The organism is Actinoplanes sp. ATCC 53533 (assembly GCF_003947245.1).
The window spans coordinates 49,136-72,524 of the sequence record NZ_QHHV01000028.1 but is presented as its reverse complement, the minus strand read 5'-3'; the positions used below and the strand labels follow the sequence as shown (position 1 = coordinate 72,524).

At 71.1% G+C, this 23,389-nt stretch carries 22 protein-coding genes; 5 read left to right on the top strand and 17 right to left on the bottom strand.

All coding sequences use genetic code 11. From position 1 onward, the window contains the following. Positions 1-12: 12 nt before the first annotated feature. From DMB66_RS10680 to DMB66_RS10645, 8 genes are read right to left on the bottom strand one after another with little or no spacing between them, the layout of a single operon-like run. Positions 13-327: a YciI family protein gene (locus tag DMB66_RS10680; protein ID WP_233624463.1), complete on the bottom strand. Its 315-nt coding sequence runs from the start codon at positions 325-327 to the stop codon at positions 13-15. Continuing rightward, on the bottom strand, positions 324-1,226 hold the full coding sequence (locus DMB66_RS10675; RefSeq protein WP_125803881.1) for an amidohydrolase: 903 nt from the start codon (positions 1,224-1,226) through the stop codon (positions 324-326). Before DMB66_RS10675 ends, DMB66_RS10680 begins: the two co-directional genes overlap by 4 nt. 2 nt (positions 1,227-1,228) lie before the next feature. Beyond that, a complete protein-coding gene (locus DMB66_RS10670; RefSeq protein ID WP_125803880.1) occupies positions 1,229-2,419 on the bottom strand; it encodes a VWA domain-containing protein in 1,191 nt (396 codons plus the stop codon). Then, on the bottom strand, positions 2,416-3,279 hold the full coding sequence (locus tag DMB66_RS10665) for a MoxR family ATPase (protein WP_125803879.1): 864 nt from the start codon (positions 3,277-3,279) through the stop codon (positions 2,416-2,418). The genes DMB66_RS10670 and DMB66_RS10665 overlap by 4 nt, the downstream gene beginning before the upstream one ends. Then, on the bottom strand, positions 3,276-4,295 hold the full coding sequence (locus DMB66_RS65205) for a xanthine dehydrogenase family protein molybdopterin-binding subunit (protein ID WP_125803878.1): 1,020 nt from the start codon (positions 4,293-4,295) through the stop codon (positions 3,276-3,278). The genes DMB66_RS10665 and DMB66_RS65205 overlap by 4 nt, the downstream gene beginning before the upstream one ends. A 2-nt stretch (positions 4,296-4,297) precedes the next feature. Next, positions 4,298-5,677: a xanthine dehydrogenase family protein molybdopterin-binding subunit gene (locus tag DMB66_RS65200; protein WP_125803877.1), complete on the bottom strand. Its 1,380-nt coding sequence runs from the start codon at positions 5,675-5,677 to the stop codon at positions 4,298-4,300. Beyond that, a complete protein-coding gene (locus DMB66_RS10650; protein ID WP_125803876.1) occupies positions 5,677-6,186 on the bottom strand; it encodes a (2Fe-2S)-binding protein in 510 nt (169 codons plus the stop codon). The genes DMB66_RS65200 and DMB66_RS10650 overlap by 1 nt, the downstream gene beginning before the upstream one ends. Before the next feature lie 27 nt (positions 6,187-6,213). Then, on the bottom strand, positions 6,214-7,014 hold the full coding sequence (locus tag DMB66_RS10645; RefSeq protein WP_233624481.1) for a xanthine dehydrogenase family protein subunit M: 801 nt from the start codon (positions 7,012-7,014) through the stop codon (positions 6,214-6,216). Between the two features lie 124 nt (positions 7,015-7,138). Here DMB66_RS10645 and DMB66_RS10640 point away from each other — a divergent pair, with 124 nt between their 5' ends. After that, entirely contained in the window at positions 7,139-7,837 is a 699-nt protein-coding gene (locus DMB66_RS10640) for a GntR family transcriptional regulator (RefSeq protein ID WP_125803874.1), read from the top strand. Between the two features lie 15 nt (positions 7,838-7,852). On the opposite strand, the gene DMB66_RS10635 is transcribed toward DMB66_RS10640, so the two are convergent. Further along, positions 7,853-8,470: a TetR/AcrR family transcriptional regulator gene (locus DMB66_RS10635; RefSeq protein WP_125803873.1), complete on the bottom strand. Its 618-nt coding sequence runs from the start codon at positions 8,468-8,470 to the stop codon at positions 7,853-7,855. 101 nt (positions 8,471-8,571) lie between these two features. Here DMB66_RS10635 and DMB66_RS10630 point away from each other — a divergent pair, with 101 nt between their 5' ends. Together DMB66_RS10630 and DMB66_RS10620 are read left to right on the top strand one after the other, a co-directional pair. Further along, complete coding sequence (locus tag DMB66_RS10630; protein WP_125803872.1) at positions 8,572-9,711, top strand: alkane 1-monooxygenase; 1,140 nt, start codon at positions 8,572-8,574, stop codon at positions 9,709-9,711. 538 nt (positions 9,712-10,249) lie between these two features. Further along, positions 10,250-12,349, top strand: a complete 2,100-nt coding sequence (locus tag DMB66_RS10620) for a transglycosylase domain-containing protein (RefSeq protein WP_125803871.1) — start codon at positions 10,250-10,252, stop codon at positions 12,347-12,349. A gap of 82 nt (positions 12,350-12,431) precedes the next feature. Here the strand turns inward: DMB66_RS10620 and DMB66_RS10615 are convergent, their stop codons facing one another. Next, positions 12,432-13,298 carry a hypothetical protein gene (locus tag DMB66_RS10615; protein ID WP_125803870.1) on the bottom strand — a complete coding sequence of 289 codons (867 nt, stop codon included), beginning with the start codon at positions 13,296-13,298 and terminating at the stop codon, positions 12,432-12,434. Between the two features lie 107 nt (positions 13,299-13,405). Beyond that, positions 13,406-14,245: an SDR family oxidoreductase gene (locus DMB66_RS10610; RefSeq protein ID WP_125803869.1), complete on the bottom strand. Its 840-nt coding sequence runs from the start codon at positions 14,243-14,245 to the stop codon at positions 13,406-13,408. A gap of 159 nt (positions 14,246-14,404) precedes the next feature. On the opposite strand from DMB66_RS10610, the gene DMB66_RS10605 reads away from it, so the two are divergent. Continuing rightward, on the top strand, positions 14,405-14,728 hold the full coding sequence (locus DMB66_RS10605; protein WP_125803868.1) for a plasmid stabilization protein: 324 nt from the start codon (positions 14,405-14,407) through the stop codon (positions 14,726-14,728). A gap of 50 nt (positions 14,729-14,778) precedes the next feature. Here the strand turns inward: DMB66_RS10605 and DMB66_RS10600 are convergent, their stop codons facing one another. Beyond that, on the bottom strand, positions 14,779-15,738 hold the full coding sequence (locus DMB66_RS10600) for a LuxR family transcriptional regulator (RefSeq protein ID WP_158647195.1): 960 nt from the start codon (positions 15,736-15,738) through the stop codon (positions 14,779-14,781). Positions 15,739-15,826: 88 nt separating this feature from the next. Here DMB66_RS10600 and DMB66_RS10595 point away from each other — a divergent pair, with 88 nt between their 5' ends. After that, entirely contained in the window at positions 15,827-19,741 is a 3,915-nt protein-coding gene (locus DMB66_RS10595) for a S8 family peptidase (protein ID WP_158647194.1), read from the top strand. Positions 19,742-19,793: 52 nt separating this feature from the next. Here the strand turns inward: DMB66_RS10595 and DMB66_RS62515 are convergent, their stop codons facing one another. The 5 genes from DMB66_RS62515 to DMB66_RS10580 are packed head-to-tail and all read right to left on the bottom strand — an operon-like array spanning position 19,794 to position 23,298. Then, a complete protein-coding gene (locus DMB66_RS62515; RefSeq protein WP_199752226.1) occupies positions 19,794-20,297 on the bottom strand; it encodes a hypothetical protein in 504 nt (167 codons plus the stop codon). After that, positions 20,294-20,590 carry a hypothetical protein gene (locus tag DMB66_RS62510; RefSeq protein ID WP_199752224.1) on the bottom strand — a complete coding sequence of 99 codons (297 nt, stop codon included), beginning with the start codon at positions 20,588-20,590 and terminating at the stop codon, positions 20,294-20,296. The genes DMB66_RS62515 and DMB66_RS62510 overlap by 4 nt, the downstream gene beginning before the upstream one ends. Further along, complete coding sequence (locus DMB66_RS62505) at positions 20,587-20,754, bottom strand: hypothetical protein (RefSeq protein WP_199752222.1); 168 nt, start codon at positions 20,752-20,754, stop codon at positions 20,587-20,589. Before DMB66_RS62505 ends, DMB66_RS62510 begins: the two co-directional genes overlap by 4 nt. Next, complete coding sequence (locus DMB66_RS10585; protein WP_125803865.1) at positions 20,729-22,336, bottom strand: FAD-dependent monooxygenase; 1,608 nt, start codon at positions 22,334-22,336, stop codon at positions 20,729-20,731. The genes DMB66_RS62505 and DMB66_RS10585 overlap by 26 nt, the downstream gene beginning before the upstream one ends. After that, positions 22,336-23,298 carry an MBL fold metallo-hydrolase gene (locus tag DMB66_RS10580; protein ID WP_125803864.1) on the bottom strand — a complete coding sequence of 321 codons (963 nt, stop codon included), beginning with the start codon at positions 23,296-23,298 and terminating at the stop codon, positions 22,336-22,338. Before DMB66_RS10580 ends, DMB66_RS10585 begins: the two co-directional genes overlap by 1 nt. Between the last annotated feature and the right edge of the window lie 91 nt (positions 23,299-23,389).

Here is a 23,389-nt window from a genome sequence, read left to right as displayed (position 1 = left end):
TCGGCGTCCGGGTCAGCCGGTGACCGAGCCGACCGTGACGCGCCACTCGCGCAGCCGCCGGTCCTTAGTCACGTCGAGCTGCGTGTACGGGTCCTGATCGACGAGCGCCTGCGCGCTGGGCTCGTCGTCGGCCCGCAGCAGGATGATGCCGCCGCTCAGGTCGGCCAGCGGTCCGGCCGCGACCAGGTGGCCGCTCTGCTCAAGGCCGCCCAGATGGGCGAGGTGATCGTCGCGACGCTCGGCGCGCAGGGGCGTGTCGTGGTAGCCGTAGGTGAGGACGAACAGCGGCATGGGGTTCTCCTGACTAGGGTCGGGGCGGATGGTCATGACGGCAGGCTGTACACGCGTCGGGCGTTCTCGGCGAAGATCCATGCCTGCTGTTCGAGGGGCAGCGACGACAACGTGTCCCGCCAGGCGGTGACCAGCTCGGGCATCGTCGTCCAGATCTTCTCGATCGGAAAGTTCGTCCCGAACATGGCCCGGCGTGGGCCGAACAGATCGAGCACATGGCCGGTGACGAGGGCGAGGAACGTGGGATCCACCCGGTGGATGAAGGTCCCTTGGCCGGTCAGCTTCACCACGACGTTGGGCTGCTCGGCCAGCGCCCGCATGCCCGTGTGCCAGGCCTTCACCTCGGCCTCCTCCGGGCCGATGAGCATGCCGGCGTGCACGAGGACGAAGGTCGTCCGGGGGAAGGCGGCCACGAGTCTGGCGGCGTCGGCCATCTGCTGCGGGAAGACCTGCAGTTCGAACAGCCAGCCGAGTTCCTCCAGGACGGCGAGGTTCCGCATGAAGATGGGGTCGAGCATGGCGTCGGGGGCGGCGGCGAAGCGAAACTCCTCGCGTTCGTGCCAGTGCAGTTGCAGCCGCGTTCCCCGCAGCAGCGCGGAGGTCGCCGCCTGCTCGCGCATGGTGTGCGCCGCATCCGCGCTGAAGAGGTCGGCCGTGCCGATGACGGCGGTCGGCCAGCCGGCGGCCTGGTGGACGTCGCGGAGCCAGCGGACCTCATCCATCGCCTGGTCCAGCGGCCAGTTGGTCTGGACGTAGACGGACTGGGTGATGCCCGCGCCGGCCGCTTCGGCGACGTACTCGTCGATCGGATAGTCGCGCCTGATCGGCTCGTAGGGTCCGAAGATCCGTGGCACGACCTCGCCGGAGAGCCAGCGCAGGTCCTGGCGCCGCCAGATGTGGTGGTGGGAGTCGACGATCGGGCCGGTGTAGGGCATGGTCACACTCCACTGTGGTGTCGCCGGACCCGAGGCCCCCGGACGAGCGAGAAGGCGCTTGTCACCTGGTCGTGCGCGGTCCGTAGGTCGCACACGCCGGTCAGCGCGTCGAGGTGGTCCGTGATCGCCGCCATCGCCCGGGTCACCGGGCGATAGGCCGGGTCGCAGGCCAGTGGTGACCACCAGAGCAACCGGTGACTCAGTCTGGCCAGCCGCCGAACGGCATCGGTCATGGCCGAGCAGTCGCCGCGCTCCAGGCCGTCGGAGAAGACGATCACCACGGCGCCCCGCGCCATCGTGCTGAACCGGCGGTTGGTGAGGAAGTCGCGCAACGCGGTCCCGATTCGGGTGCCGCCGTCGGCATCCAGGACCACCGCGGAGAGCGCCTCGACAGCGGCATCGGGATCGGCCGCGCGCAGTGCCCCGGACGCGTGGGTCAGCCGGGTACCGAAGGTGAAGACCTCGGCCCGTTCACACGAGGTCAGGACGGCGTGGCCGAATCGCAGCAGGTCCGCGGAGTGCTGTTTCATCGATCCGGACACGTCGATGAGGAGGGTGATCCGGCGCTGCCGCGAGGGCCGGTGCCGCCAGCGCAGGCTGAGCACCTCTCCGTGGGTGCGGGCCGCCTCCCGCATCACCCGGCGGAGGTCCAGCACGTCGCCGCGTCGGGCGGGGCGACGCCGGCGGGAGACGTCCCGGGGCAGGGCAGCCGGCAGATCGCGTCGCAGCAGCGCGATCAGTTGTGCCTCGGCGGCGGTGGTCGGCCGGAACGTGAGCCGGCCCGGCCGGGTCGCCGGGCTGGCCGCCTGACCCGTGCCGCGGTCCGCCAGGGTGTGCGGATGGTCTGCCGAGTCCCGGGCGGCGTTCGGGGCGGCGGCGGGCCCGTCGTCAGGCGGGGCCGGCTCCGGCTTGGCGACCGGCGCGGCCGGCGTCGCCGAGAACCAGCGCCAGAAGATCGGGTCGAAGACCTCGTGTTCTCCGGGAGAGGTCGTGAGGCTGATCCGGCCGATCCAGTACAGGTTCGCCAGGTCGTCGTGCTCGCTGAGCTCGACGGCCCGGAGGAAGTGGATCTTCTTGGCCACGGAGACGCCGACGCCGTGGTCGGTGAGGTCCCTGAGGAAGCCGTGCAGATGCTCGGCCATGTGCCGCGTCCGCACCGCGCGGCCGGGTGGGTGTTCGCTGGAGGGGATCATGAGCCGGCGAAGACCTCCTCGCGGTGGGCCTCCACCAGGACGATGTCCTCCTCGTACTTGACGAGCAGCCCCAGGGAGCGGCGCATCGCCTCGAACCAGTCACAGCCCTCGTCCGAGAGCAACTGGACGCCGCGGGCCCACGCGATGGACTCGGCGATGCCGGGCCGCTTGACGGGTGCGAGATCCCGGACCGCGTTGACGGCGTCGATCAGCCGCGCGGCGCTCCGCTCGTCGAGATCGGGGGCCTTGGCCCGGATGATCGCGCGTTCGCGGTCGGCGTCCGGATAGGGGATCCAGTGATAGAGGCACCGGCGTTTCAGCGCGTCGTGCAGCTCCCGGGTGCGGTTGGACGTCAGGATGACGACCGGCGGGACGACGGCGCGCACGGTGCCGACCTCCGGGATCGTCACTTGGAAGTCGCTCAGGAACTCCAGCAGGAAGGCCTCGAACTCGCTGTCGGCGCGGTCGATCTCGTCGATCAGCAGCACGACACCCCCCTCGGCTCGCAGCGCTCGCAGCAGGGGCCGTTGCAGCAGGAACTGGTCGTCGAAGAGCCCTTCGGTGCGGCGCCCCTCGACCTCCGCCAGCCGCAGATGCAGGAGTTGCTTCGGGTAGTCCCACTCGTAGAGGGCGTGAGAGGCGTCAAGCCCCTCGTAGCACTGCAGCCGGATGAACTCGCGGTGCAGGACCCGCGCGAGCACCGCCGCGACGTCGGTCTTGCCGACGCCCGGTTCGCCCTCCAGCAACAGCGGGAGGCCGAGCCGGCGGGCCAGGTGGATGGCGGTGAGCAGACCGTCGTCGGCCAGGTAGCCCTCGCGTTCGAGGTCGCCGGCCAGGGCGAGCCGGTCGGCGCGGCTCAAGGCGCCCCGACCGAGGCGCGGAGTTCGTCCAGCCCGCGCAGCACGGATTCCGGGGTGAAGGGCATGACGGTCAGCCGTACTCCGATGGCGTCGTAGACCGCGTTGGCGATGGCCGGAATCGGCGCGTTGGCGGTCATCTCCCCGATGCCCTTGGCCCCGAAGGGGCCGTTGTCCGCCGGCCGCTCCAGCAGGATGCTGGTCTGGGCCGGGCTTTCGGCGGGGCCGGGCATGAGATATTCGCAGAAGTCCGTCGGCCCGTGTGCGCGGGAGGCCGGATAGCCCGGCTCGGTCGACTCGAACAGCGCGTGTGACACCCCCATCCAGGCGCCGCCCTCCACCTGCTGCGTGGCCAGCGCGGGATTGAGAGCGCGACCGATCTCGTACGCGTTGTGCAGGCTCAGGACCTCGATCACGCCGGTCTCGTCGTCGACCTCGACATCCGCGACCGTGCAGGCGTGCGCCTGGCAGGAGTCCGGATCCATCTTCCCGGTCTCCGGGTCCGGATAGCTGCGCTCCTTCAGGAAGATGCCCCGGCCGGAGATCGTTCTGCCCTGCTTGAAGTGCGCCGCGAGCGCCACGTCACTGATGTGGATCTTGCGGGCGGCGGCGCCTTTGACAGCGATGAATCCCGTGCCGTCGGTCTCGAGGTCCTCGGCGTCGGCTTCGAGCTCGTCGGCCGCCACCTGGAGCATGACCTCGCGGGCCTCGCGGGCCGCCATGATCACGGCGTTGCCGACCCGGTGGGTGCCGCGGCTGGCGAAGGTGCCCATGCAGTGCGGCCCGGTGTCGGTGTCGGCGGTGTCGACGATGACGTTCTCGATGGGGATGCCGAGGGTCTCCGCGGCGCACTGCGCGACGACGGTCTTGAGTCCCTGGCCGAGATCGACCGAGGAGAGGCTCACGACGAAACCACCCATGGTGGTCGCGTGGACCAGCGCCTGGGACGGATCGCCGCCCAGGTTCATGCCGGTGGGGTAGTTGACCGACGCGTATCCCCGGCCTCGGCGTAGCGCCATCGTCATGCCTCCCGCGGTGTGGTGGACGACAGGGCTCGGTCTGCCGGTGTGAGCTGGTAGCCGACCAGGTCGGCGGCGCGCTGGACGACCTCGATGAGCGCCGTGCCCGTCGCGACCTTCTGGTGCGCCTTCATGTCACCGTCGCGGTAGGCGTTTCTCAGCCGCATCTCCAGCGGACCGATGCCCAGCTTCCGGGCGATCCGGTCCATCTGCGATTCCAGGGCGAAGTCGCCGATCGTGACGCCGAAGCCGCGCATGGCGCTGGACGGGGTCCGGTTGGTGTAGACGCAGTGGCAGTCGATGTAGACGTTCGGGATGGTGTACGGCCCCGGCAGGTGTGCGGCGGCCTTGGTGGCCCCGTACGGGCTGTGCCGGGAGTATGCCCCGGCGTCGACGTAGAGCATGACCTTGCGCGCGATGATCCGTCCGTCGTTCAGGACGCCGTCGGTGATGTAGATGCGTTCCGCCGCGCGGGGCGAGGACACCTGCATCTCCTCCGCCCGGCTGTAGACGAATTTCACCGGCCGGTTGGTGAGGGTCGCGGCGATGCAGGCGAGCGGTTCGACCATCACGTCGACCTTGCCCCCGAAGCCGCCCCCGACGGTGCCGCCGATGACCTGGAGATCGGTGAACGGCCGCCCGAGGATCAGCGCGGTGTTGTCGAGGGTGAAGAAGGCGGCCTGGGTGTTCGTGTGGATCCGCAGCCGGCCGTTGCCCTGCGGGACGACGATGCAACCGGTGGTCTCGGTGGGAGCGTGCTCGATCGGCGCGGAGCTGTATCGCCACGAGAAGACGTGGTCGGCCTGCTGGAACCCGCGGTCGACGTCGCCGAAGCGAACGCGACGGCAGTGGTGACCCTCGTAGACGAAGTAGTTCGTGCCGCTCTGTTTGATGATGGGCGCGTCCTCGGCGAGCGCCTCTTCGACGTCGAGCACGGCCGGCAGATCCGTGTATTCGACGACGACGCGGGCGGCGCCCTCGCGGGCGGCCTCCTCGGTCTCGGCGACGACCGCCACGATGGGCTCGCCGAGATAGAGCACGCGGTCCTCGGCGAGGACCGGTTCGTCGTCGGGGCCGATCCCGATCAGCCGGAGCACCGTGTACCAGTTGTTCGGCACGTCCTCGTGGGTGATCACCCGAAGCACGCCGGGCACCGCGAGGGCGCCGGAGACGTCGACGCGGTCGATGCGTGCGTGGTGCCGCTCGGAGCGGTGCACCTTCAGATGCGCCATACCCGGCGGGGCCATGTCCTCGAAGAAGGCTGTGCGCCCGGTGACGTGCCCGCGGGCGTCCGACCGTTGCACCGTCGAGCCGATCACGTTGAAGGAGCCCTGGCGCTCGTTCCGGAAGTAGTCGGGGTCGATCGCGCCGATCCGGGCCATCAGCTTTCCATCCCCTGGAGCGGGCGCGCCGCGGCGGCACGCCGGCGTTCGGCGGCGTCCAGGATCGCGGCGACGATCGGCTCGTACCCGGTGCAGCGGCAGACGTTGCCGGAGATCGCCTCGGCGACCTCGGCCCGGCTCGGATCCGGATTCCGATCCAGCAGGGCCTCGGCCGACATGATCATTCCTGGCGTGCAGTAGCCGCACTGGGTGGCGAAGCCGTCGAGGAAGGCTTCCTGCACGACGTCGAGTCCACCGTCCGGGCCGGCGACGCCCTCGATCGTGGTGACGGTGGCTCCGTCCAGTGTCGCGAGGGGGATCAGGCAGGACACGACGGGCGCTCCGTCGAGCAGCACCGTGCAGGTCCCGCAGGCACCCTGGGCGCAGCCCCGCTTCGCCCCCGTCAGCCCGAGAGCCTCCCGCAGCGCGAGCAGGAGGGTCGTTGCCGGTCGCGCGATCAGTTCCTTGGCTGTCCCGTTCACGGTGAGGTCGACGATTCGTGACGACATGGCCTTCTCCTTGTCTGGGGAGCAGGATCAATTGCCGAGCAAGGCCCGTCGCAGGTGCACGGGAAAGACCCGCCGGCGGTACCAGGCCGAGGAATAGGCGTCGTCGAACGGCGCGATGACGTCCTGCATGACCTCGGCGGCGGCGCGGATGGACTCCGCGTCCAGCGGTTTGCCGGCCAGCAGCCGCTCGGCCGCCGCGCCGCGCAGTGGCGTGGCCGCGAGACCTCCGAGGGCGATGCGGATGTCCGCGACGATGCCGGCCGGGCCGCCACCGGTGGTGACCCGGGCGGCCACAGTGACGATCGAGGCGGAGTTGAACCGTCGCCGGGCCGCCTTGTGGAAGCGGAATTCGCCCGACGCGGGCGCGGTGAGGTGGACACTCGCGATGATCTCGTCCGGGCTGATTCCCGCGGTGAGGACGGACTCGAGGGCCGCGCGGCGGGTGCCGGCCGCCCCGTGGATCTCCACCTCGGCGTCGAGCGCGAGCAGGGCGACGGCCAGATCGCCGTACGGCTGAGGAACGAACAGGTTGCCCCCGACGGTGGCGAGGCTGCGCACCGGGGGAGAGGCGATCGACCGCACGCACCCGTGCAGAAAGCGCAGGCGCTGGTCGGCTTCGATCGCCGCGAGGGTTGTCGTCGCGCCCAGCGTGACCGCGGAGTCCGCCACCTCGATCACGTCGAGCCCGGCCCGCCGCAGGCTGACGAGCGTGGTGGGCGGGAAGGCCCGGTCGGTCAGCGACGGCATGAGGTGCGTGCCACCCGCCAGGAGCGTGCCGCCGGCCGCGAGGGCCTGCTGGGCGGCGACCAGGTTGTGCGGCACCTCCACTGCGGTCAACACAGGCGTCCTCCCGGGGAGGTAAGATTATCGATATCGATAATAAGGTAGTTGTCGGCCGGAGAGCCCGTCAAGGCATGATTCAAGGCACGTAGCGGAGGGAGCGGCAGAAACTTTGTCCAGCGACATGATCGGCGGCGGCCATCTCGGCGGCCGGACGCCGAAGCCGACATTGAGCGCGCAGATCCGTGACGCGCTGCTCCAGCGCATCGTCACCGGCCAGCTCAACGACGGTGAGCGCCTGGTGGAGACGCGGATCGCCGCCGAGTTCGGCACCAGCCAGGCGCCCGTCCGGGAAGCGCTGCGCGAGCTGGAGGGCCTGTCGCTCGTCCAGAGCCGGCCGCGGCATGGCCGGACGGTGGTCCCGTTCGCCGAGCAGACGATCCGTGAGGCCTACATCGTGCGCTCGGCGCTTGAGGAGGCCGCCACCCGGCTGTGCATGCTGCGCGGCTCGGCGTCACCCGCCGTGCTGGCGGACGCCGTGGCCGAAATGTCGCGGTGCGCCGAGCGCGACGACCGCGCCGGCGTGGGACGGGCCAGCGTGGCCTTTCACCGGCACATCGTCGAGGCCTGCGACAACAGGCTGCTGCAGCGGGCGTGGGAGTCGCTGCAGATCGAGGCGCGCACCTCGATCGCGCTCCTGGCGCTGGCGCCGGCACTCGCCGACGTCGCCGCCGAGCACCGGGAGCTCCTGGAGGTGATGCTCACCGGTGACGTCGAGGCGGCCTGCCGTCATGCCCGGGAGCATCAGCTGGCCTACGCGGAGCTGCCCCACCAGGTGAAGGCTCACCTCAAGGCCGCCGCCGCGCGCTGACCGGATGCCTGCCGATCAGGCGGGGCCCGGGCTGGCTCGTGACTTCCCGACGAAGTATGCGGCGAGGTCCGCCAGGCGCCGTGCGGTCTCTTCCGCGGGTGTCAGGGGCAGCATGATGTGGCTGACCACGAGCCGGACGATCGACTCCGCCCCGAACGCCAGCTCCTCGGGGTCGATGCCGGGGAAGTGGGAGCGGGCCCAATCCTGGATGGCGCCGGTGGCGGCGACCAGGACGACATCCGCGCGGGTGGTCAGGAAGGGCAGCAGCGGATCGGCCTCGCCCCGGGCGCTGGTCAGGATCGCCTTGAGCAGCGGATTCACCGCGGCCTCGGTGAGCACGTGCGCGATGGCCGCGTTTGCGGCCGCGTGGGCGTCGGCGCCGTGGGCGAACAGGTGCGTGCGCACGTCCGTGACGAATCGCTCCACCTCGCGCGCGGCGAGCGCCTCGGCCAGCCCGGTCTTGGTGGCGAACTCGTTGTACACGGTCTGCCGGCTGACTCCCGCCGCGACGGCGACCTGCCCCATCCGGACCCTGCCCCACCCGTGGGAGATCGCGAGCCGGCGAGCGGCGTCGATGATCACGTCGGGCAGCGACCGGCGCGCGGCATCCGGGTGGCGGGGTGTGGCGTCCATCGGTGGGGCAGTCTATCGGCCGCGCCACTTTACAAAAATCTCGTGGTTGTAAACCGGTGGGAAATCGACGATAGTCGTTCCTCTCACCCCTGGAGGCCGTCGTGGACCTGCCGCTCCGCGCCACCACCTGGCGCGACACCAAGAAGTACGCCTGGCCGCTGGCGCTGCTCGTACCCCTGTTGCCGTTCATCGCGTACGCCGTCTGGCGGGCTGCCGGCGGTGCCGCGTGGAGCTGGTGGATCCCGCCCCTGGTGGTCTTCGGGGTGATTCCCACGATCGACGTCCTGCTCGGTGACGACCGGGTCAACCCGCCCGAGGAGATCGCCCGGCAGCTGCAGCAGCAGCGGTACTACCGGTGGATCACCTACCTGTACCTGCCGGCCCAGTACGCCGCGCTGGTGCTGTGCTGCGCGCTCTGGGCCCGGGGCGGGCTGACCGCCGCCGGGCTGGCCGGGCTGGTCGTGACGGTGGGGATCGTCAACGGCATCGCCATCAACACCGCCCACGAACTGGGGCACAAGCGGGAGGCGGCGGAGCGCTGGCTCTCCAAGATCGCCCTCGCTCCCGCCGGATACGGGCACTTCTACGTCGAGCACAACCGTGGTCACCACGTACGGGTGGCCACGCCGGAGGACCCGGCGAGCGCCCGGCTGGGCGAGAGCTTCTGGGCGTTCTGGCCGCGTACCGTGCTCGGCAGCCTGCGCTCGGCCTGGCGGCTGGAGACCAAGCGGTTCCGCCTCCGGTCGCGCACCCCGTGGAGCTGGCGCAACGACGTCCTCAACGCGTGGGCCATGACGGTCGTGCTGTTCGCTGCTCTCGTCGCCGCCTTCGGACCGCGGATCCTGCCGTTCCTGCTGCTGCAGGCGGTCGTCGGCTTCTCCCTGCTGGAGGTGGTCAACTACCTCGAGCACTACGGCCTGCGCCGGCAGCGGAACCCGGCCGGCCGGTACGAGAAGGTCGACCCGCGGCACAGCTGGAACAGCGACCGGGTGGTCACCAACGTCTTCCTCTTCCAGCTGCAGCGACACAGCGACCACCACGCCAACCCGCTGCGCCGCTACCAGACGCTGCGCAGCTTCGACGTGTCACCGCGGCTGCCGGCCGGCTACGCCACGATGATCGTGCTCGCCTTGATCACTCCGCTGTGGCGGCGGGTGATGGACCCCAGGGTCGTGGCCCACTACGACGGCGACCTGTCCCGGGCCAACGTGTCGCAGCCGCAGTACGCCTGCCGGGAGTAGTCGAACTCCACGTCGCCGCTCTCTCACGCCACTCTCATGATCGTGGATGCACAGTGGTCTCAGCTGGCCCGCTGCGTGGCCGGCGCGGACTCCTCAACGGGAGAAGACCATGTGTTTCCCCATGATGCGCACGACACCTCGCAGGCTCCTCGCGGTCACCGGCGTCTTGACGATGCTGGCCGCCGGCCTCGCCGGCTGCGACAGCACCAAGAGCACCTCCTCGGGCACGGCAGCGGCGCAGAACACCAAGGTCGGTGCCGGCGAACAAGGCACTGCCGCGCACGGTGGCGCCGCGGGACAGCCCCAGCAGGGCCATCGCCGCGACGCTCTTGCCGGACCCGGATTCGCCGACGATGCCGAGGGTGGCCGCAGCCGGGCCGCGGCTTCGTCGTCGGAAAGCCATGGTGTTCCTTCCCCTCGGATGACGCGGCAAGGCTCCCGCGTCCCCGATGAGAGAAACGTGAGAGTGGCGGCTCTTCAGCGATGTCTCAGCAACCGGTGCTAACCATGGTGTCGGCTAGCTGAAGGAGGGGCCCGGATGAGCCTGTACGTCACCGGAGGTTCCGTACGCACCCGCCGGCACGCCGTCATGCGCCTCGGCTCGGTCACGATGTTGATCATGGCGCTGGTCGCCTTGCTGGCTGTGCCACTCGGCTCGGCGGCCGGTGCCGCCACGGCGTACTGGACCGGCCTGCTGCACGCCGCGCTGCCCTCGCAGCTGCTCGACCCGGTCACCGCGCAGGCCACCCGGGTCTACGCCGCCGACGGCCGCACCCTGATCACCACGTTCTACGACGAGGACCGGCAGGACGTGGCGCTGGCGCAGGTCGCGCCGGTCATGCGGAACGCGATGGTGGCTGCCGAGGACACCCGCTTCTACCAGCACGGCGGCGTCGACCCGAGAGGCGTGCTGCGGGCCTTCGTCACGGATGCCCGCCACGGCCGGGCCAGTGAGGGCGCGTCGACCTTGACGATGCAACTGGTCCGCAACGAACTCAAGGATGACCCGAGCCTTACCCCGGCCCAGCGGCTGGCCGCCACCGGCGACACGCCGGCGCGCAAGCTGCACGAGGCCGAGTACGCGATCCAGCTCGAACAACACCTCACCAAGCAGCAGATCCTGCGCGACTACCTCAACATCGCCTACTTCGGCGACGGTGCCTACGGGATCGCCGCCGCCAGCCGGCGCTTCTTCGGCATCCCGGCGGCACGGCTGGACCTGGCCCAGGCGGCGCTGATCGCGGGCACTGTGCAGGCACCGGACACGGACAATCCGATCACCGGCGATCGTGCTCGCGCCCGTACCCGGCAAACCTATGTCCTGGGCGCCATGGCCAAGGCCGGCATGATCACCCCGGCCCAGCAGACCGCCGCGGCAGCGGAGAAGTTGACCTTCGCCGGCGCGACCCCACGAACGGGCTGCACGGAATCGGCCGGCGTCGCCGCTGGCTGGGGTTTCTTCTGCGATTACGTGCAACGCTGGTGGGACACCCAGCCGGAGTTCGGCGCGACCACCGCGCAGCGCGACGACGCACTACGCCGGGGCGGATACACCATCGTCACCACCCTTGACCCCGGCGTCCAGAAAGCCGCCGCCGCGCAGGCTCGCGCCGTGTATTCGCTGACCAACCGCAAGACCCTGCCGATCGCCGTCGTCCAGCCGGGCACCGGCAAGGTCCTCGCGCTCGCCGTCAACCGGCACTACGCGACCGGCAAGTCTCGCGCCGACTCCGTCAACCCGCTGATCAGCGGGGGCGATGCGGTGTACGGCTACCCGGCCGGTTCGACCTTCAAGCTCTTCACCATGCTCGCCGCTCTGCGGGCGGGAATGCCGCTGGACACTGCCTTCGACGCCCCCGCCAAGCTGGTCACCCACTGGCCGGATGCCGGCCCGGACAGTTGCGGCGGCAGGTACTGCCCGGGCAATGCCAACCCGGCCTGGATGGACGGCCATCGAACCATGTGGGACGCCTTCGGCCGGTCGGTCAACACCTACTTCGTGCATCTGGAGGAGCAGGTCGGCCCGGCAGCGGCGGTCGCCGAGGCGAAGAACCTCGGGATCGGTCTCGCCGCTCCCGCCGACGCGCGGATGGCCGCCACCGACGCGGATGGGTGGGGCTCCTTCACCCTGGGCGTCGCCGACACCACGCCGCTCGAGCTTGCCGCCGCCTACGCGACCGTCGCGGCCGACGGCCGGTACTGCGCGCCGGTGCCGGTGCAATCGATCACCGACGCCCAGCACGCCCAGGTCTCGGTCCCGGGCGGGTGCCGGCAGGCGATCCCGGTCCAGGTGGCCCGGGCGGCGGCGGACGCGGCCCGCTGCCCGGTCGGGCAGCAGAGCGCGTACGGCACCTGCGACGGCGGCACGGCGGCTCAGGTGGACGCGATATTCGGCGGACGCCCGGTGGCCGGCAAGACGGGCAGCACCGAGAACAACACCACCGAGACGTTCGTCGGATTCACCCCGACGGCGGCCGCGGCGGGCATCGCCAATGATCCCGCCGATCCGTCCGACCACGTCGGCAGCGCGGTCCAGGCACAGGTCGTCTCGGCGGTCGCCCGGAGTCTGCGGGCCGCGGCCGGCAGCGGCTATCCGGGGTTCGTGGCACCGGACCGGGCTATCGCGTACGGCAGCTGAGCTGTGCCGGCCCCCGCGACTCGGAGCACCGGCGGGTGCCGGCGCTCCGAGGGGTTCCGCTGTGGAGGGTGAACCGCCGGCCCTACCAGCAGATGGCGAAGGATTCCAGCCGCCAGTTGCCGGCGAAACCGTTGTACGCGTCGGCGCTCGCGACGCCTCGGGTGGCGACCGGGTTGGGCGCCATCTGGGTGACGATGGCATTGCCGATGGCGCCGGTCATCCGGGCACCCGTACCGACCGTACGGTCGGGGTTGGCGCAGCCGGGCGTGGTGATCGTCTTGGCCGCGTTGGCGTTGAGCCCCGTGCTGGCGGTCTCGATCGACGGGACCGCTCCCGCCGGCACCGGGGCGCACAACGCGAAGCTCTCCACCGACCAGGTGGCGCCCGCGCCGTTGTCGAAGGCGGCCACCGTCGCGCTGCTCAGCGTGGGAACGACGTCGTCGGGGAAGACGTCGCCGCCGGCACCGCGCAGCTGATATCCCAGGCCGGTGAGGCTGGTGTTCGCCGGGCAGAACGCCGTCACCGCCTTCGACGCGACGCCGTCGAGGGCGGACACGGCCGAGACCCGGACGACGCCGACGATGACCGGATCGCAGATCGCGATCGCCTCGACAGCCCAGACCACCCCGGTGCCGGCGCCGGTCTCGTTGCCGTTGACGGTCACCAGGTTGCCGGCCACGTCGGGGATCACGTCGGTCATCGTGACCAGGCCGGCCGCGCCGGCGATCCGGCCGCCGCCGCCGACGAGGGTGAGGCCGGGCGGACAGGAGGCGGTGGCGGAGGCGTTCCCCGCCGCGCCGGCCGCGGTGACCACGCTGACCACGGTCGGATTGGCGATGGCCTGGGCTGGTGTCGCACCACCCAGCAGGACGGCGGCGGCAGCCGCGGCGGTGGCGGCCCCGAAGGCCAGGATCCGCCTCGGCTGCACTGACGTGAACGGTACGGACATCGTGGAACGCTCCTCGGGTAGAAGGTGGTGCCGAGGAGACTCCGCAGCGGTGTCACGGTGGGGTCAGGGTTCGCTCAGGGCGGCTACTTCGGCGCCGGGCGCGAGAGTCAGAGGATCGGCTTGCCGCCGGTGACCGGGATGATCGCCCCCGAGATGTAGCTGGCCTCGTCCGAGGCGAGCAGGACATAGACCGGGGCGACCTCCTTCGGCTCGCCCGGCCGGCCGAGCGGGGTGTTCCTGCCGAACTCCGCGACCTGTTCGGGCGGCATGGTCGAGGGGATCAGCGGCGTCCAGATCGGGCCGGGTGCCACCGCGTTCACCCGGATGCCACGGTCGCCGAGCATCTGGGCGAGGCCCGCGGTGAAGTTGGCGATCGCGCCCTTGGTCGTGGCGTAGGGGAGCAGCGTTGGCTTGGGCTGGTCGTAGTTCACCGAGCTGGTGTTGATGATCGAGGCGCCCTCGCCCAGGTGCGGTAGGGCGGCCTGGACCAGCCGGAACATCGCGGTGATGTTGGTGTCGAACGTGTGCTGCCACTCCTCGTCGGTGATCTCCTCGACGGTCTCGTGGGTCATCTGGAAGGCGGCGTTGTTGACCAGCACGTCGATGCCGCCGAGCTCGCGGACGCTCTGGTCGACCACGTCCTGGCAGTGCTCTCGCCGGGTGAGGTCGCCGGGGAGCAGGACGGCCCGGCGGCCGGCCTTCTCGACCAGGGCGGCGCTGTCCCGGGCGTCGTCGTCCTCGCTGAGGTATGAGATCGCCACGTCGGCGCCCTCGCGAGCGAAGGCGAGGGCGACGGCACGGCCGATACCGCTGTCGCCGCCGGTGATCAGCGCCCGTTTCCCGGTGAGGCGGCCGCTGCCGCGGTAGCTGTCCTCGCCGTGGTCGGGCTGCCGGCGCATCTGCGTGGTGTTGCCGGGCGGCTGCTGCTGGGGTTCGTTGTCGGTCATCGTACTTCCTCGTGATCCTCGGGTCTGTGCCCTTGGCGTTCCCCGCACGGGGGAGGGGAAACCTGGCGGATCGCGCTGACGTTTAGTCGCGCATTTCGCGGGGATGCACCCTTGGAAGTGGGGATGCACCCTTGGAAGTCACGACATCGGGAGGCGATCATGCCCGCAGGCTCCAGCCCGAAGAGAGAACGGCAGTATGAGCACATCAAGGACAGCGTCGAGCAGCGCGGCGGGTCCACCAAGAGGGCGAAGGAGATCGCCGCGCGTACGGTCAACAAGGAGCGGGCGCGCGCCGGCGAGTCGCGGACCGCGAGCCGGTCGTCGGTGCAGGACGTGTCGTCCGGCCACCGCGGCGGGAAGCGGTCACACACCGGCGCGCAGGGCCGCACCAAGGAGCAGCTCTACAACGAGGCCCGGCAGCGCAACATCGCCGGCCGCTCGTCGATGACCAAGGCGCAACTCGAACAGGCGCTAGCCCGCTGACGCGAAGATCCCGCCGGGCGCGGGCCGGATGGCTGGCTCCCGTGCGGGCGTCAGATCCAGCTGCGGTGGGCGGCGGCCGCGCCGGCCTGGAAGCGGGTCGAAGCGTGCAGCAGCTCCAGCACCGCGGTGATCCGGCGCCGGGCCGTTCGGAGGCTCACGCCGAGCTGGCGGGCGATGGCCTGGTCGCTCAGGCCCGCGCCGAGCATGGTCAGGACCCTCGCCTCCTGCGGGCCGAGGCCGTCCGTGGCGCGCGCCGGCACCGCGACGATCGGCGTCGCCTGTTCCCAGTACGCCTCGAAGAGCGCGATCAGCGCGTCGAGCAGCGCGGAGGGGTGGATGACGGCGATCGCCTCGCTGACATGGTTGCCGGAGAGCGGGACGATCGCGAGCCGCCGGTCGTAGACGTACAGCTTCACCGGGAGCGCGGGCAGCGTCCGGGCCTTCTCGCCGAGACGGATCAGTTCGGTGACGTTGGCGAGGCGCCCGGACAGCTGCAGCGCCGGGCGCTCGTAGATGACGCGCATCTCGACGCCGCGTTCGAGCAGCGGCCGCTCCGCCGCGACCTCGTCGTATCCGGCGGGCGGCGTGGCGTACGGCGGCTTGTCGAAGGACAGCACCGACTTCTCCGGATTGTGCTGCATGCCCACGCTGAACCGGCGCACCTCGTCGAGGCCGGACACCACCTCGACCGGGTGGGCGGGATGGTTGCGCAGGTCCCGGAGCCGGAACGCGTCGACGAACTCGGCGGACACGCCGCGCACCTCGTCCAGCTCGGCCCGCCGCTGGTTGACGAGCATGCCGATCGCTGCCTCCGGCGACACCGGGGTGTAGAGCCGCCCTTCCATCCGGCGTACCAGGCCCAGCTCTTCGAGGCGGGCGAGTGCCGGGCTCACCTTGCGCGCGGGCTCCCGCAGGGCCGCGGCGAGGTCGGCCGCGGTGGAATCCGTGAGGCTGAGCAGGGCACGGTATACCCGCTCCTCGAAGGCACTGACACCGACCGCCTCAAGCACGGTCCCTCCTGTCCACATTGGGCGCCTGCCGCTTCCGGCCACCCGGGAGTCTAGACGAAATGACCTTCGAAGCCGTTCACTCGTCCTCGTGACCCCCTCCTCATGGCGTCGTTGGCTCGTCACATTCCTCCTGGTGCTGCCGCTGGCGGTGGACGTTCCGGGCGCGCCCGCGTCGGCTGCCCCGAAACCGAGCGGCCTCGGCGGCGGAAACGCCGTCACCCTCACGCTCATCACCGGCGACACCGTCCGGTACACCGTCGACCGCGCCGGCCGGGCCGGCACGACGGTCACTCCCGGCGCCGGGCGCGACGACGTCACCTTCCGCGGGTACACCGAGGGGGACGGCTACTACCTGTTGCCCAGCGACGCCGAGCAACCGGTGCGGGCGGGCCGCCTGGACCGGCGCCTGTTCGACGTCGCCTACCTGGCTTCCCACGGGTACGGCAACGACAAGACCGCCGAACTGCCGGTCATCGTGCAGTACGCGCAGGAGTCGTCGGCGCGAGGGTTGGCGCGCAGCGCGAAAGCCCTGCCGAGCGCCCGTTCCGCGACGGCGCTGCCGAGCGTCAACGGCGCGGCGGTCCGGGTCGGCAAGCCTGCCGCCAGCGAGTTCTGGGACGCCGTTCGTGCCGGCGCCGGCCTCCGCAAGGTGTGGCTCGACGGCAAGGTAACGGCGTCCGACGACGTCAGCGCCGCGCAGATCGGGGCCCCGGCCGCCTGGGCGGCGGGTCTGGACGGCACCGGCGTCAGTGTCGGCATCATCGACACCGGCATCGACGCCACCCACCAGGACCTGCGCGACAAGGTGACCGCCGCGCGGAACTTCGTGGAGGCGGGCCAGCCGGGCGGCGACGCGCCGGAGGACGTCACCGACCGGCACGGTCACGGCACGCACGTCGCCTCCATCATCGCCGGCAGTGGCGCCGCCTCGAACGGCATGTACCGGGGCGTGGCGCCGAACACCAAGCTCAGCATCGCCAAGGCCCTGGACGACTCGGGCAACGGCACCGACTCGGCCGTCATCGCCGCCATGCAGTGGCAGGCCGCTCAGGTCCGGGTCGTCAGCATGAGCCTGGGCGGTGCCCCGTCCGACGGCACCGACCCGGTCAGCCAGGCCGTCAACGATCTCACCGCCGAATACGGCACCCTCTTCGTCATCGCGGCCGGCAACGAAGGGCCCGACACGCGTACGGTCGCCCAACCCGGTGCCGCGACCGCCGCGCTCACCGTCGGCGCGGTGGACTCCGCAGACAAGCTCGCCGACTTCTCCAGCCGCGGACCGCGTCAGGGCGACTTCGCTGTCAAGCCGGAGATCACCGCGCCCGGTGTCCGGACCGTCGCGGCCCGCGCCGCCGGCACCTCGATGGGATCCCCCGTGGACGGCAACTACACCGCGGCGTCCGGCACCTCGATGGCCACCCCGCACGTCGCCGCCGCGGCAGCCATTCTCGCCCAGCAGCATCCGGAGTGGCGGGCCGACCAGCTCAAAACCGCGCTTATCGGGAGCGCGAAGAACACCGCGGGCTCCGTCTACCAGGAGGGTGCCGGCCGGGTCGACATCGCCCGTGCGATCGGCCAGCGGGTGTTCGTGGACACCCCGTCGGTCTCGACGGCGTTCACCTACCCGCCCGCCGGCGAGAAGCTGACCAAGACCATCACCTACCGGAACAGCGGCTCGGCCGACGTCGACCTGTCGCTGTCCGCGACGATGGCGGGCCCGGACGGACGCCCGGCGCCCGCCGGGGTCGTTTCCCTGGAGCAGACCACGGTACGGGTGCCGGCGGGCGGGACAGCCGGCGTGCGGCTGACCCTGGACCCGAACCCGGCCGGTAAGGGGCTCCACAATGGACGCCTGGTCGCCGCTAGCCCCAGCGGCGACCAGGTCATGGTGCCGATCGGCTTCCAGTCCCAGGTGAAGCAGGCCACGCTCACGGTGCGGCTGATCGGCGGGAAGGGCCGCTATCTCTTCCCGGGTGCGTTCTCCGGCATCACCACGCTCCGGGTCAACGACACCGTGCCCGAACTGGCCATGGAGCCGATCACCACCAACACCAACAACTGGCGGGCGGTGGACGGTGAGCCCAACACGTACGAGTCGAAGCTGCGGTTGGCCGAGGGCGGCGCGTACTCGGTGGAGGGACAGATCAGCTGGCGTGAGCTGAGCACCGGCCGGACCCAGACGACCTTCCTGAACCGGCCAGAGGTCCTGCTGACCGGCGACCGGACCATCACCCTGGACATGGACAAGTCCGTACCCGTCGGCTTCGAGACCCCCAAACCGTCGACCGCCGTCAACATCAACCTCGACTGGCAGCGCGTCACGACCGGCGGCCAGCACTACTACGGGTTCTTCCTGGGCAGCTTCTGGACGGTCGCGGTGGGCCAGGTCTGGGTGTTCCCCAGCGAGCCGGTGACCATCGGGAAGTTCGCGATCGGCGTCAACGAGATCCTGACCGCCCCGCAGGCGACCGTTACCGTCAACGGGCGGGAACGGGTGACACTGCGCCCCGTCTACACCCGGGAAAGCAGCGGGTACATCCCCAAGTTCGCGACGGACCGGCGGCTGCGGGTGGTCACCGAGGCAGAACTGCGGGCCGGCCGGGACGTCGCGGGTGCCCTGGTCTTCCTGCGCGGCGCCGCCATCGAGTCCACGGTGGAGCTGGCGGTGGCGGCCAAGGCGGCCGGCGTGCTCACCGATGCGAACATCGCCGCGCTGTCGAACCTGACCGACCAGGTCGGCGTCCCGATCCCGTTGCTGTATCTCGACTTCCGGGAGAGCGCGCGGGTCGCGGCGGCCCTCGCCGGCTCCGCGCGCCCCACCGCCGACATCAAGGCGCAGATCACCACCCCGTACGAGTACAAGCTGGTCAACTACCAATACGACCGCGTCCCCGCCTCGATGACGCCGCACCCGCGCGAGCGCGACCTGACCCGGCTGGAGACGACCTACCACGCGCAGACCCCGGCCCCGGCCGGGAAATGGGGACCCCACGATGACGGTAACGAAGCGAGCTTCACCTACCTGCCCGGCCAGCTCTACAGCATCCACGTAGGACACAGCTTCCCCGGGCACGGCCGGCGAACCGAGTACTACAGCACCACCGGCGCGGATGTGCTGTGGTGGCGGCAATACCTGTTCGAGGCCCGGTCGAGTCTGCGCGTCGAGACCGCGTACCGTGGCTTTGCCCGACCCGGCACCGGCCGGGAGGAATGGAACGAGCCCAGCCTGCCCGTCAACGCGCAGGTCGGCCCGCAGACTCCGGCGGACGCGGCCGTCTTCTGGCCCTGCGACGGCTGCCGCCAGGGTGACATCCTGCGCGTCCGCTCGCTGGCCCCGCTCGGCGTCGGCCAGTATGCCGGTCGCAGCGACCCGAGCCACAGCATCCAGGAGGACAACCCGACCGAAGAGGTCCATCTCTACTCCGGTGGCACCGAGCTTCCGCCGCGGCAGGATGCCTCCGGCCTGACCTACTACCAACTGCCCGCCGGCGCCGCGACCTACCGGCTCACCGACAGCTACACCACCGGATCGCCGCAACCGGCCTTCGCCCGGACGGTCAACACCACCTGGACGTTCCGCTCCGCCGCTCCGGCCACCGACAAGGTGAACGCCCCGTACTGGTGCATCGACGAACTGCTCTACGGCGACACCACCCCGTGTGCCTGGCAGCCGCTGATCCACCTCGGCTACCGGCTCGGTCTCGCGCCCGACGACTCGGCGCCGGCGGGCCGGGCGCACACCTTCACCGTGACGACGCAGGGCGGCGCGCCCGGCGCGCCGGCGAAGCTCGCCGGCCTGCGGGCCTGGTCGTCGGTGGACGGCGGGGTGCATTGGTCGCCGGCCCGGACGGTACGGGCGGACGGCGACGCCTATCAGGTGACCGTGCGGAACCCGAGGCTGGCCGACGCGCCATCGGGCCGGGTCAGCCTCAAGTTCGAGGCGTGGGACCGGGCCGGCAACGCGGTCCAGCAGACCCTCGACCAGGCGTATGCCCTGCGGTAGGGAGGCCGAGCCGTTCGGTCTGTCCCGGTGACCGGTCCGGCGCACGCGAGGTTCACCTCGCTGGGGGGTCGAGCAGGCCGAGCGCGGTGAGGTCGGTGAGCGGCTCGGTGATGCTGCAGGTGCCGAACGATCGGAAAACGTCCCGTAGCCGGGCGACGTGCGCCTCGCTGAGCCGCCGGGCCGCGTCGGCGAGGGCGTCGGCGGACCGTTCGGCGAGTATCTCAGCGGCGTGCGTGGTGTCCGCGCCGTCGAGCAGCGCGGCCGTGGCGAGGAGCACGTTGAGGAATCCGTGGTGCTCGAAGCCGGTGTCGGAGGCGCTGTGGCGCAAGGCGTGGTGGAGCCCGGCGGTGCATTTGAACGCCAGATCGCGGTCGAGGCAGCCCGCGATCGCGGCGGCGAGTGCAGCCTCCGTGGGAAACGCGGCTGCCGTGCTGCCGCCGGTGCGAAGCTTCGCGTGCGCCCCTGTGCCGGCAAGTGCGTCCAGGGCGCCCGGCTGGGCCGCACCCCACGGCACCTCCACGTAGACCGGTATCCCGGTGGGTAGAGCGGGCGTCAAGCTGTGGGCGACGGCGACGGGATCTCGAGGGCGGCGAGCCGGTCCGCGGGAATCTGCCGAACAGCGGCGTCGACGGTCGTCGATCCGCCGGTGACGATGATGCTGACCGGCACCCGGCCGTCGCAGCGGGCCAGCTCGGCGAGTCGCGTGTCCGGGCAGATGAACGGCCCGACCACCTCGGCGTACCAGGCGGCGCGGTGGGCCACATGCGCCGGGACAGCCGCGCGCATGGCTGCGTTGCCGGGCGGGAACAGCGCCGCGTCGTCGAACAGCCCGGCGAAAAGGGCTCTCATGACGGTCCCCGTCCGGCCCAGGTCCACGCGTAGCCGGGGTCCTCGCAGGCCAGTTCGTCGAAGGACTCGGCGCCGATGTCACGACCGTATGCGCCGCCGTCCGGGCGGCGGTGCTGGGTGTGGCGCTTCGGTGGGACGTCACCGAGTAGCCGGTAGTGCGCCATGGCCTTCCTCCTCAGTCGTCGTGGTGTCGGCGGCGACCGCACGGCGCAATGCCGTGTGGACAGCGGCCGGGTCTGGGCCGGTGAGCACCGCGGCGACGTGGGCGTCCGGTCGGATGATCCACAGTTCGTCGGGCCGGGCCCCGAGCGCGGTGTCATCGTCGATGTCGGTTATGTGTTCGAGCCGTATCGGTGCCGAGGTCGCGCGCTGTGCGGCGGCGTGGACGGTGCCGGCGTCCACCCGGTCGCCGGCCAGCAGCAGGAAGCCGTCGCGGGCGAGCTGCCGGATCCGGGTGCGGCGCCCGCCGATCGTGACCGGCGCGTCGGGCACCAGGATGCCGGGGCCGGCGGGCGGTACGGCTCCGCGCGGTGGCCGTCCGGTGAACGGATGGTCGGGGTTGGGTGTGGTCAGCGGTGAGTCGACGTACCAGAAGGGCTCCGCGAGCCGGCCGGAGTTGACCGCGGCGCGGGCGGCGGGGTCGGTGCCGGCCGCCGCCAGGACAGCCCGGCGGTGACTGTGTTCGGCCTCGGTGCCGGGCACGAGGAACCGCATGGTGGCGTCCGTGACGTCCAGGTTCTCGCGGGCGGCGGCGTGCCGTTCGTCGTGATAGCTGTCGAGCAGCGACTCGTCGGCCCAGCCGTGGAGGATGAAGGCGAGCTTCCAGGCGGCGTTCTCGGCGTCCTGGACGCCGGAGTTGAGGCCGCGGGCGCCGAACGGGGAGACCAGATGAGCCAGATCGCCGGCGAGCAGCACCCGGCCGACCCGCATCCGGTCCACGACCCGGGAGTGGAACCGGTACACCGAGCTCCACACCAGCTCGTAGGGCCGATCGCCGATGATGGCTCGGATTCGCGTGTCGCGGCCGGCGGGGTCCACCCCGACGGCTCCGTCCTCGCCTGCCGGCACCTGCCAGTCGATGCGGAACGTGCTGTCCGGGCAGGGGTGGATGAGGACCTGGCGTCCGGGGTTCCACGGCGGGTCGAAGTAGAAGCGGCGCTCGTTCGCCCAGCCGGGCAGGTCGGTGCGGATGTCGCAGATCAGGAACCGGTCGTCGAAGGAGCGCCCGTCGAAGCTGACCCCGAGCATGCGCCTTACGTCGTCGCCGCGGGCTCCGGCGCACGCGACCACATACGACGCCCGCAGCACCCGGGCTCCGCACTGCACCGTCACGCCCTGCTTGTCTTGGGCGATGCCGGTCACCTGGTGGTTCCAGCGCACGTCGATGAGGGGTTCGGCGGCGATGCGCTCGTCGAGGATCTCCTCGGTGCGCGTCTGGGAGATGTTCACGAACGGCGGAAACGGGGACCGGCCGGGGTCGGCGAAGGTGTAGTTGAACAACTCCCGGTCGCGGTGGAAGGTGCGCGCCACGGTCCAGGTGAGGCCTTGGCCGGCGATGCGGCGGCCGGCGCCGACTGCCTCCCACACGTCGAGCACGTCGCGCTGCTGCACGATCGCCTTGGAACCGACCGGGTCGCGGCGCGGCCGCTGATCGAGCAGGACCACGGAGGCACCCCACCGGGCCAGCAGCAGCGCCGCGGTCTGGCCCACCGGGCCGTTGCCGAGTACCACCACCGGGCTCGGCATCAGTCCTGCAATTCCTGCCACACGGCGCGGTCCCGCTCCCCGGTGCAGATCCGCGGGCGTTCAACGCCGGACAGTTCGTCCCAGAGCCGGGAGACATCGAACGGCAGGCAGTGCTCGAAGATGGGCCAGCCGCCGTACTGGTCGACCAGGGCGGCGTGGGTCGCCTCGAAGGCCTCCTTGAGGGTGCCGCCGCGCTGCCGCACACTGCCGACCTCGTGCAGCATCACCCGCAGGAACTCGCGGGTCTGCCCGATCGCCGCGTCCACCGCCTCGCGCCCGGACGCCACCGCGCCGCGCCCGCCGACGAGCGTCTCGGCGCCGAAGCCGGCGACCGTGTCGAGCGTCCCGGTCGACCACTCTTGGTGGAACGCGTCGCCGGTGTAGAGCGCCGCGTGGGCCTCCACTAGGTCACCGGCGAACAGGATCCGCCGGCGGGGCAGCCACGCCACGATGTCGCCCTCGGTGTGCCCGCGCCCGCAATACTGCAGCACCAGATCACCGCGGTCGCCGCCGAGATCGATGGTGAACCGGTCCGCGAAGGTGGCCGTGGGCCAGGTCAAACCCGGAATCGAGGCGGGTTCCTTGAACAGCCTCGGCATCCGGCCGTACTCGGACTCCCAGTCCTGCTTGCCCCGTTCGGCGATCAACTCGCGGGTCCGCTCGTGCGCCACGATCACCTCGGCGTCGAAGGCGCTGGCACCGAGCACCCGTACCGCGTGGTAGTGCGACAGCACGAGGAACTTGACCGGCTTGTCGGTGTGCTGACGCAGCAGGGCGAGCCACTCCCGGGCCGCCACCGGAGTGGCCAGCGCCTCGAAGCAGACGACGAAATCCTCGCCCTCGACCGCCCCGATGTTGGGATCGCCCTCGGCGGTCAGCGCATAGACCCCGTCGGCCAGCACCTCAAGGGTCTGCTGCTTGTCGGCGAGATCGGCGGACGAGGCGAAGGGTTTCCGCGCCATGACGCACCTCCTGACCTGATCAAAGGTTCTACTACCTGATTCGTCGGCGGATGCTCGCTTCTCGAGGGCGACGAGCCGGGACCGGCCCGGC

Coding starts and splice junctions, on each gene's coding strand:
- DMB66_RS10680 (WP_233624463.1), bottom strand. CDS start 327: ATGACCATCCGCCCCGACCCTAGTCAGGAGAACCCCATGCCGCTGTTC.
- DMB66_RS10675 (WP_125803881.1), bottom strand. CDS start 1,226: ATGCCCTACACCGGCCCGATCGTCGACTCCCACCACCACATCTGGCGG.
- DMB66_RS10670 (WP_125803880.1), bottom strand. CDS start 2,419: ATGATCCCCTCCAGCGAACACCCACCCGGCCGCGCGGTGCGGACGCGG.
- DMB66_RS65205 (WP_125803878.1), bottom strand. CDS start 4,295: ATGGCGCTACGCCGAGGCCGGGGATACGCGTCGGTCAACTACCCCACC.
- DMB66_RS65200 (WP_125803877.1), bottom strand. CDS start 5,677: ATGGCCCGGATCGGCGCGATCGACCCCGACTACTTCCGGAACGAGCGC.
- DMB66_RS10650 (WP_125803876.1), bottom strand. CDS start 6,186: ATGTCGTCACGAATCGTCGACCTCACCGTGAACGGGACAGCCAAGGAA.
- DMB66_RS10635 (WP_125803873.1), bottom strand. CDS start 8,470: ATGGACGCCACACCCCGCCACCCGGATGCCGCGCGCCGGTCGCTGCCC.
- DMB66_RS10620 (WP_125803871.1), top strand. CDS start 10,250: ATGAGCCTGTACGTCACCGGAGGTTCCGTACGCACCCGCCGGCACGCC.
- DMB66_RS10615 (WP_125803870.1), bottom strand. CDS start 13,298: ATGTCCGTACCGTTCACGTCAGTGCAGCCGAGGCGGATCCTGGCCTTC.
- DMB66_RS10610 (WP_125803869.1), bottom strand. CDS start 14,245: ATGACCGACAACGAACCCCAGCAGCAGCCGCCCGGCAACACCACGCAG.
- DMB66_RS10605 (WP_125803868.1), top strand. CDS start 14,405: ATGCCCGCAGGCTCCAGCCCGAAGAGAGAACGGCAGTATGAGCACATC.
- DMB66_RS62510 (WP_199752224.1), bottom strand. CDS start 20,590: ATGAGAGCCCTTTTCGCCGGGCTGTTCGACGACGCGGCGCTGTTCCCG.
- DMB66_RS62505 (WP_199752222.1), bottom strand. CDS start 20,754: ATGGCGCACTACCGGCTACTCGGTGACGTCCCACCGAAGCGCCACACC.
- DMB66_RS10585 (WP_125803865.1), bottom strand. CDS start 22,336: ATGCCGAGCCCGGTGGTGGTACTCGGCAACGGCCCGGTGGGCCAGACC.
- DMB66_RS10580 (WP_125803864.1), bottom strand. CDS start 23,298: ATGGCGCGGAAACCCTTCGCCTCGTCCGCCGATCTCGCCGACAAGCAG.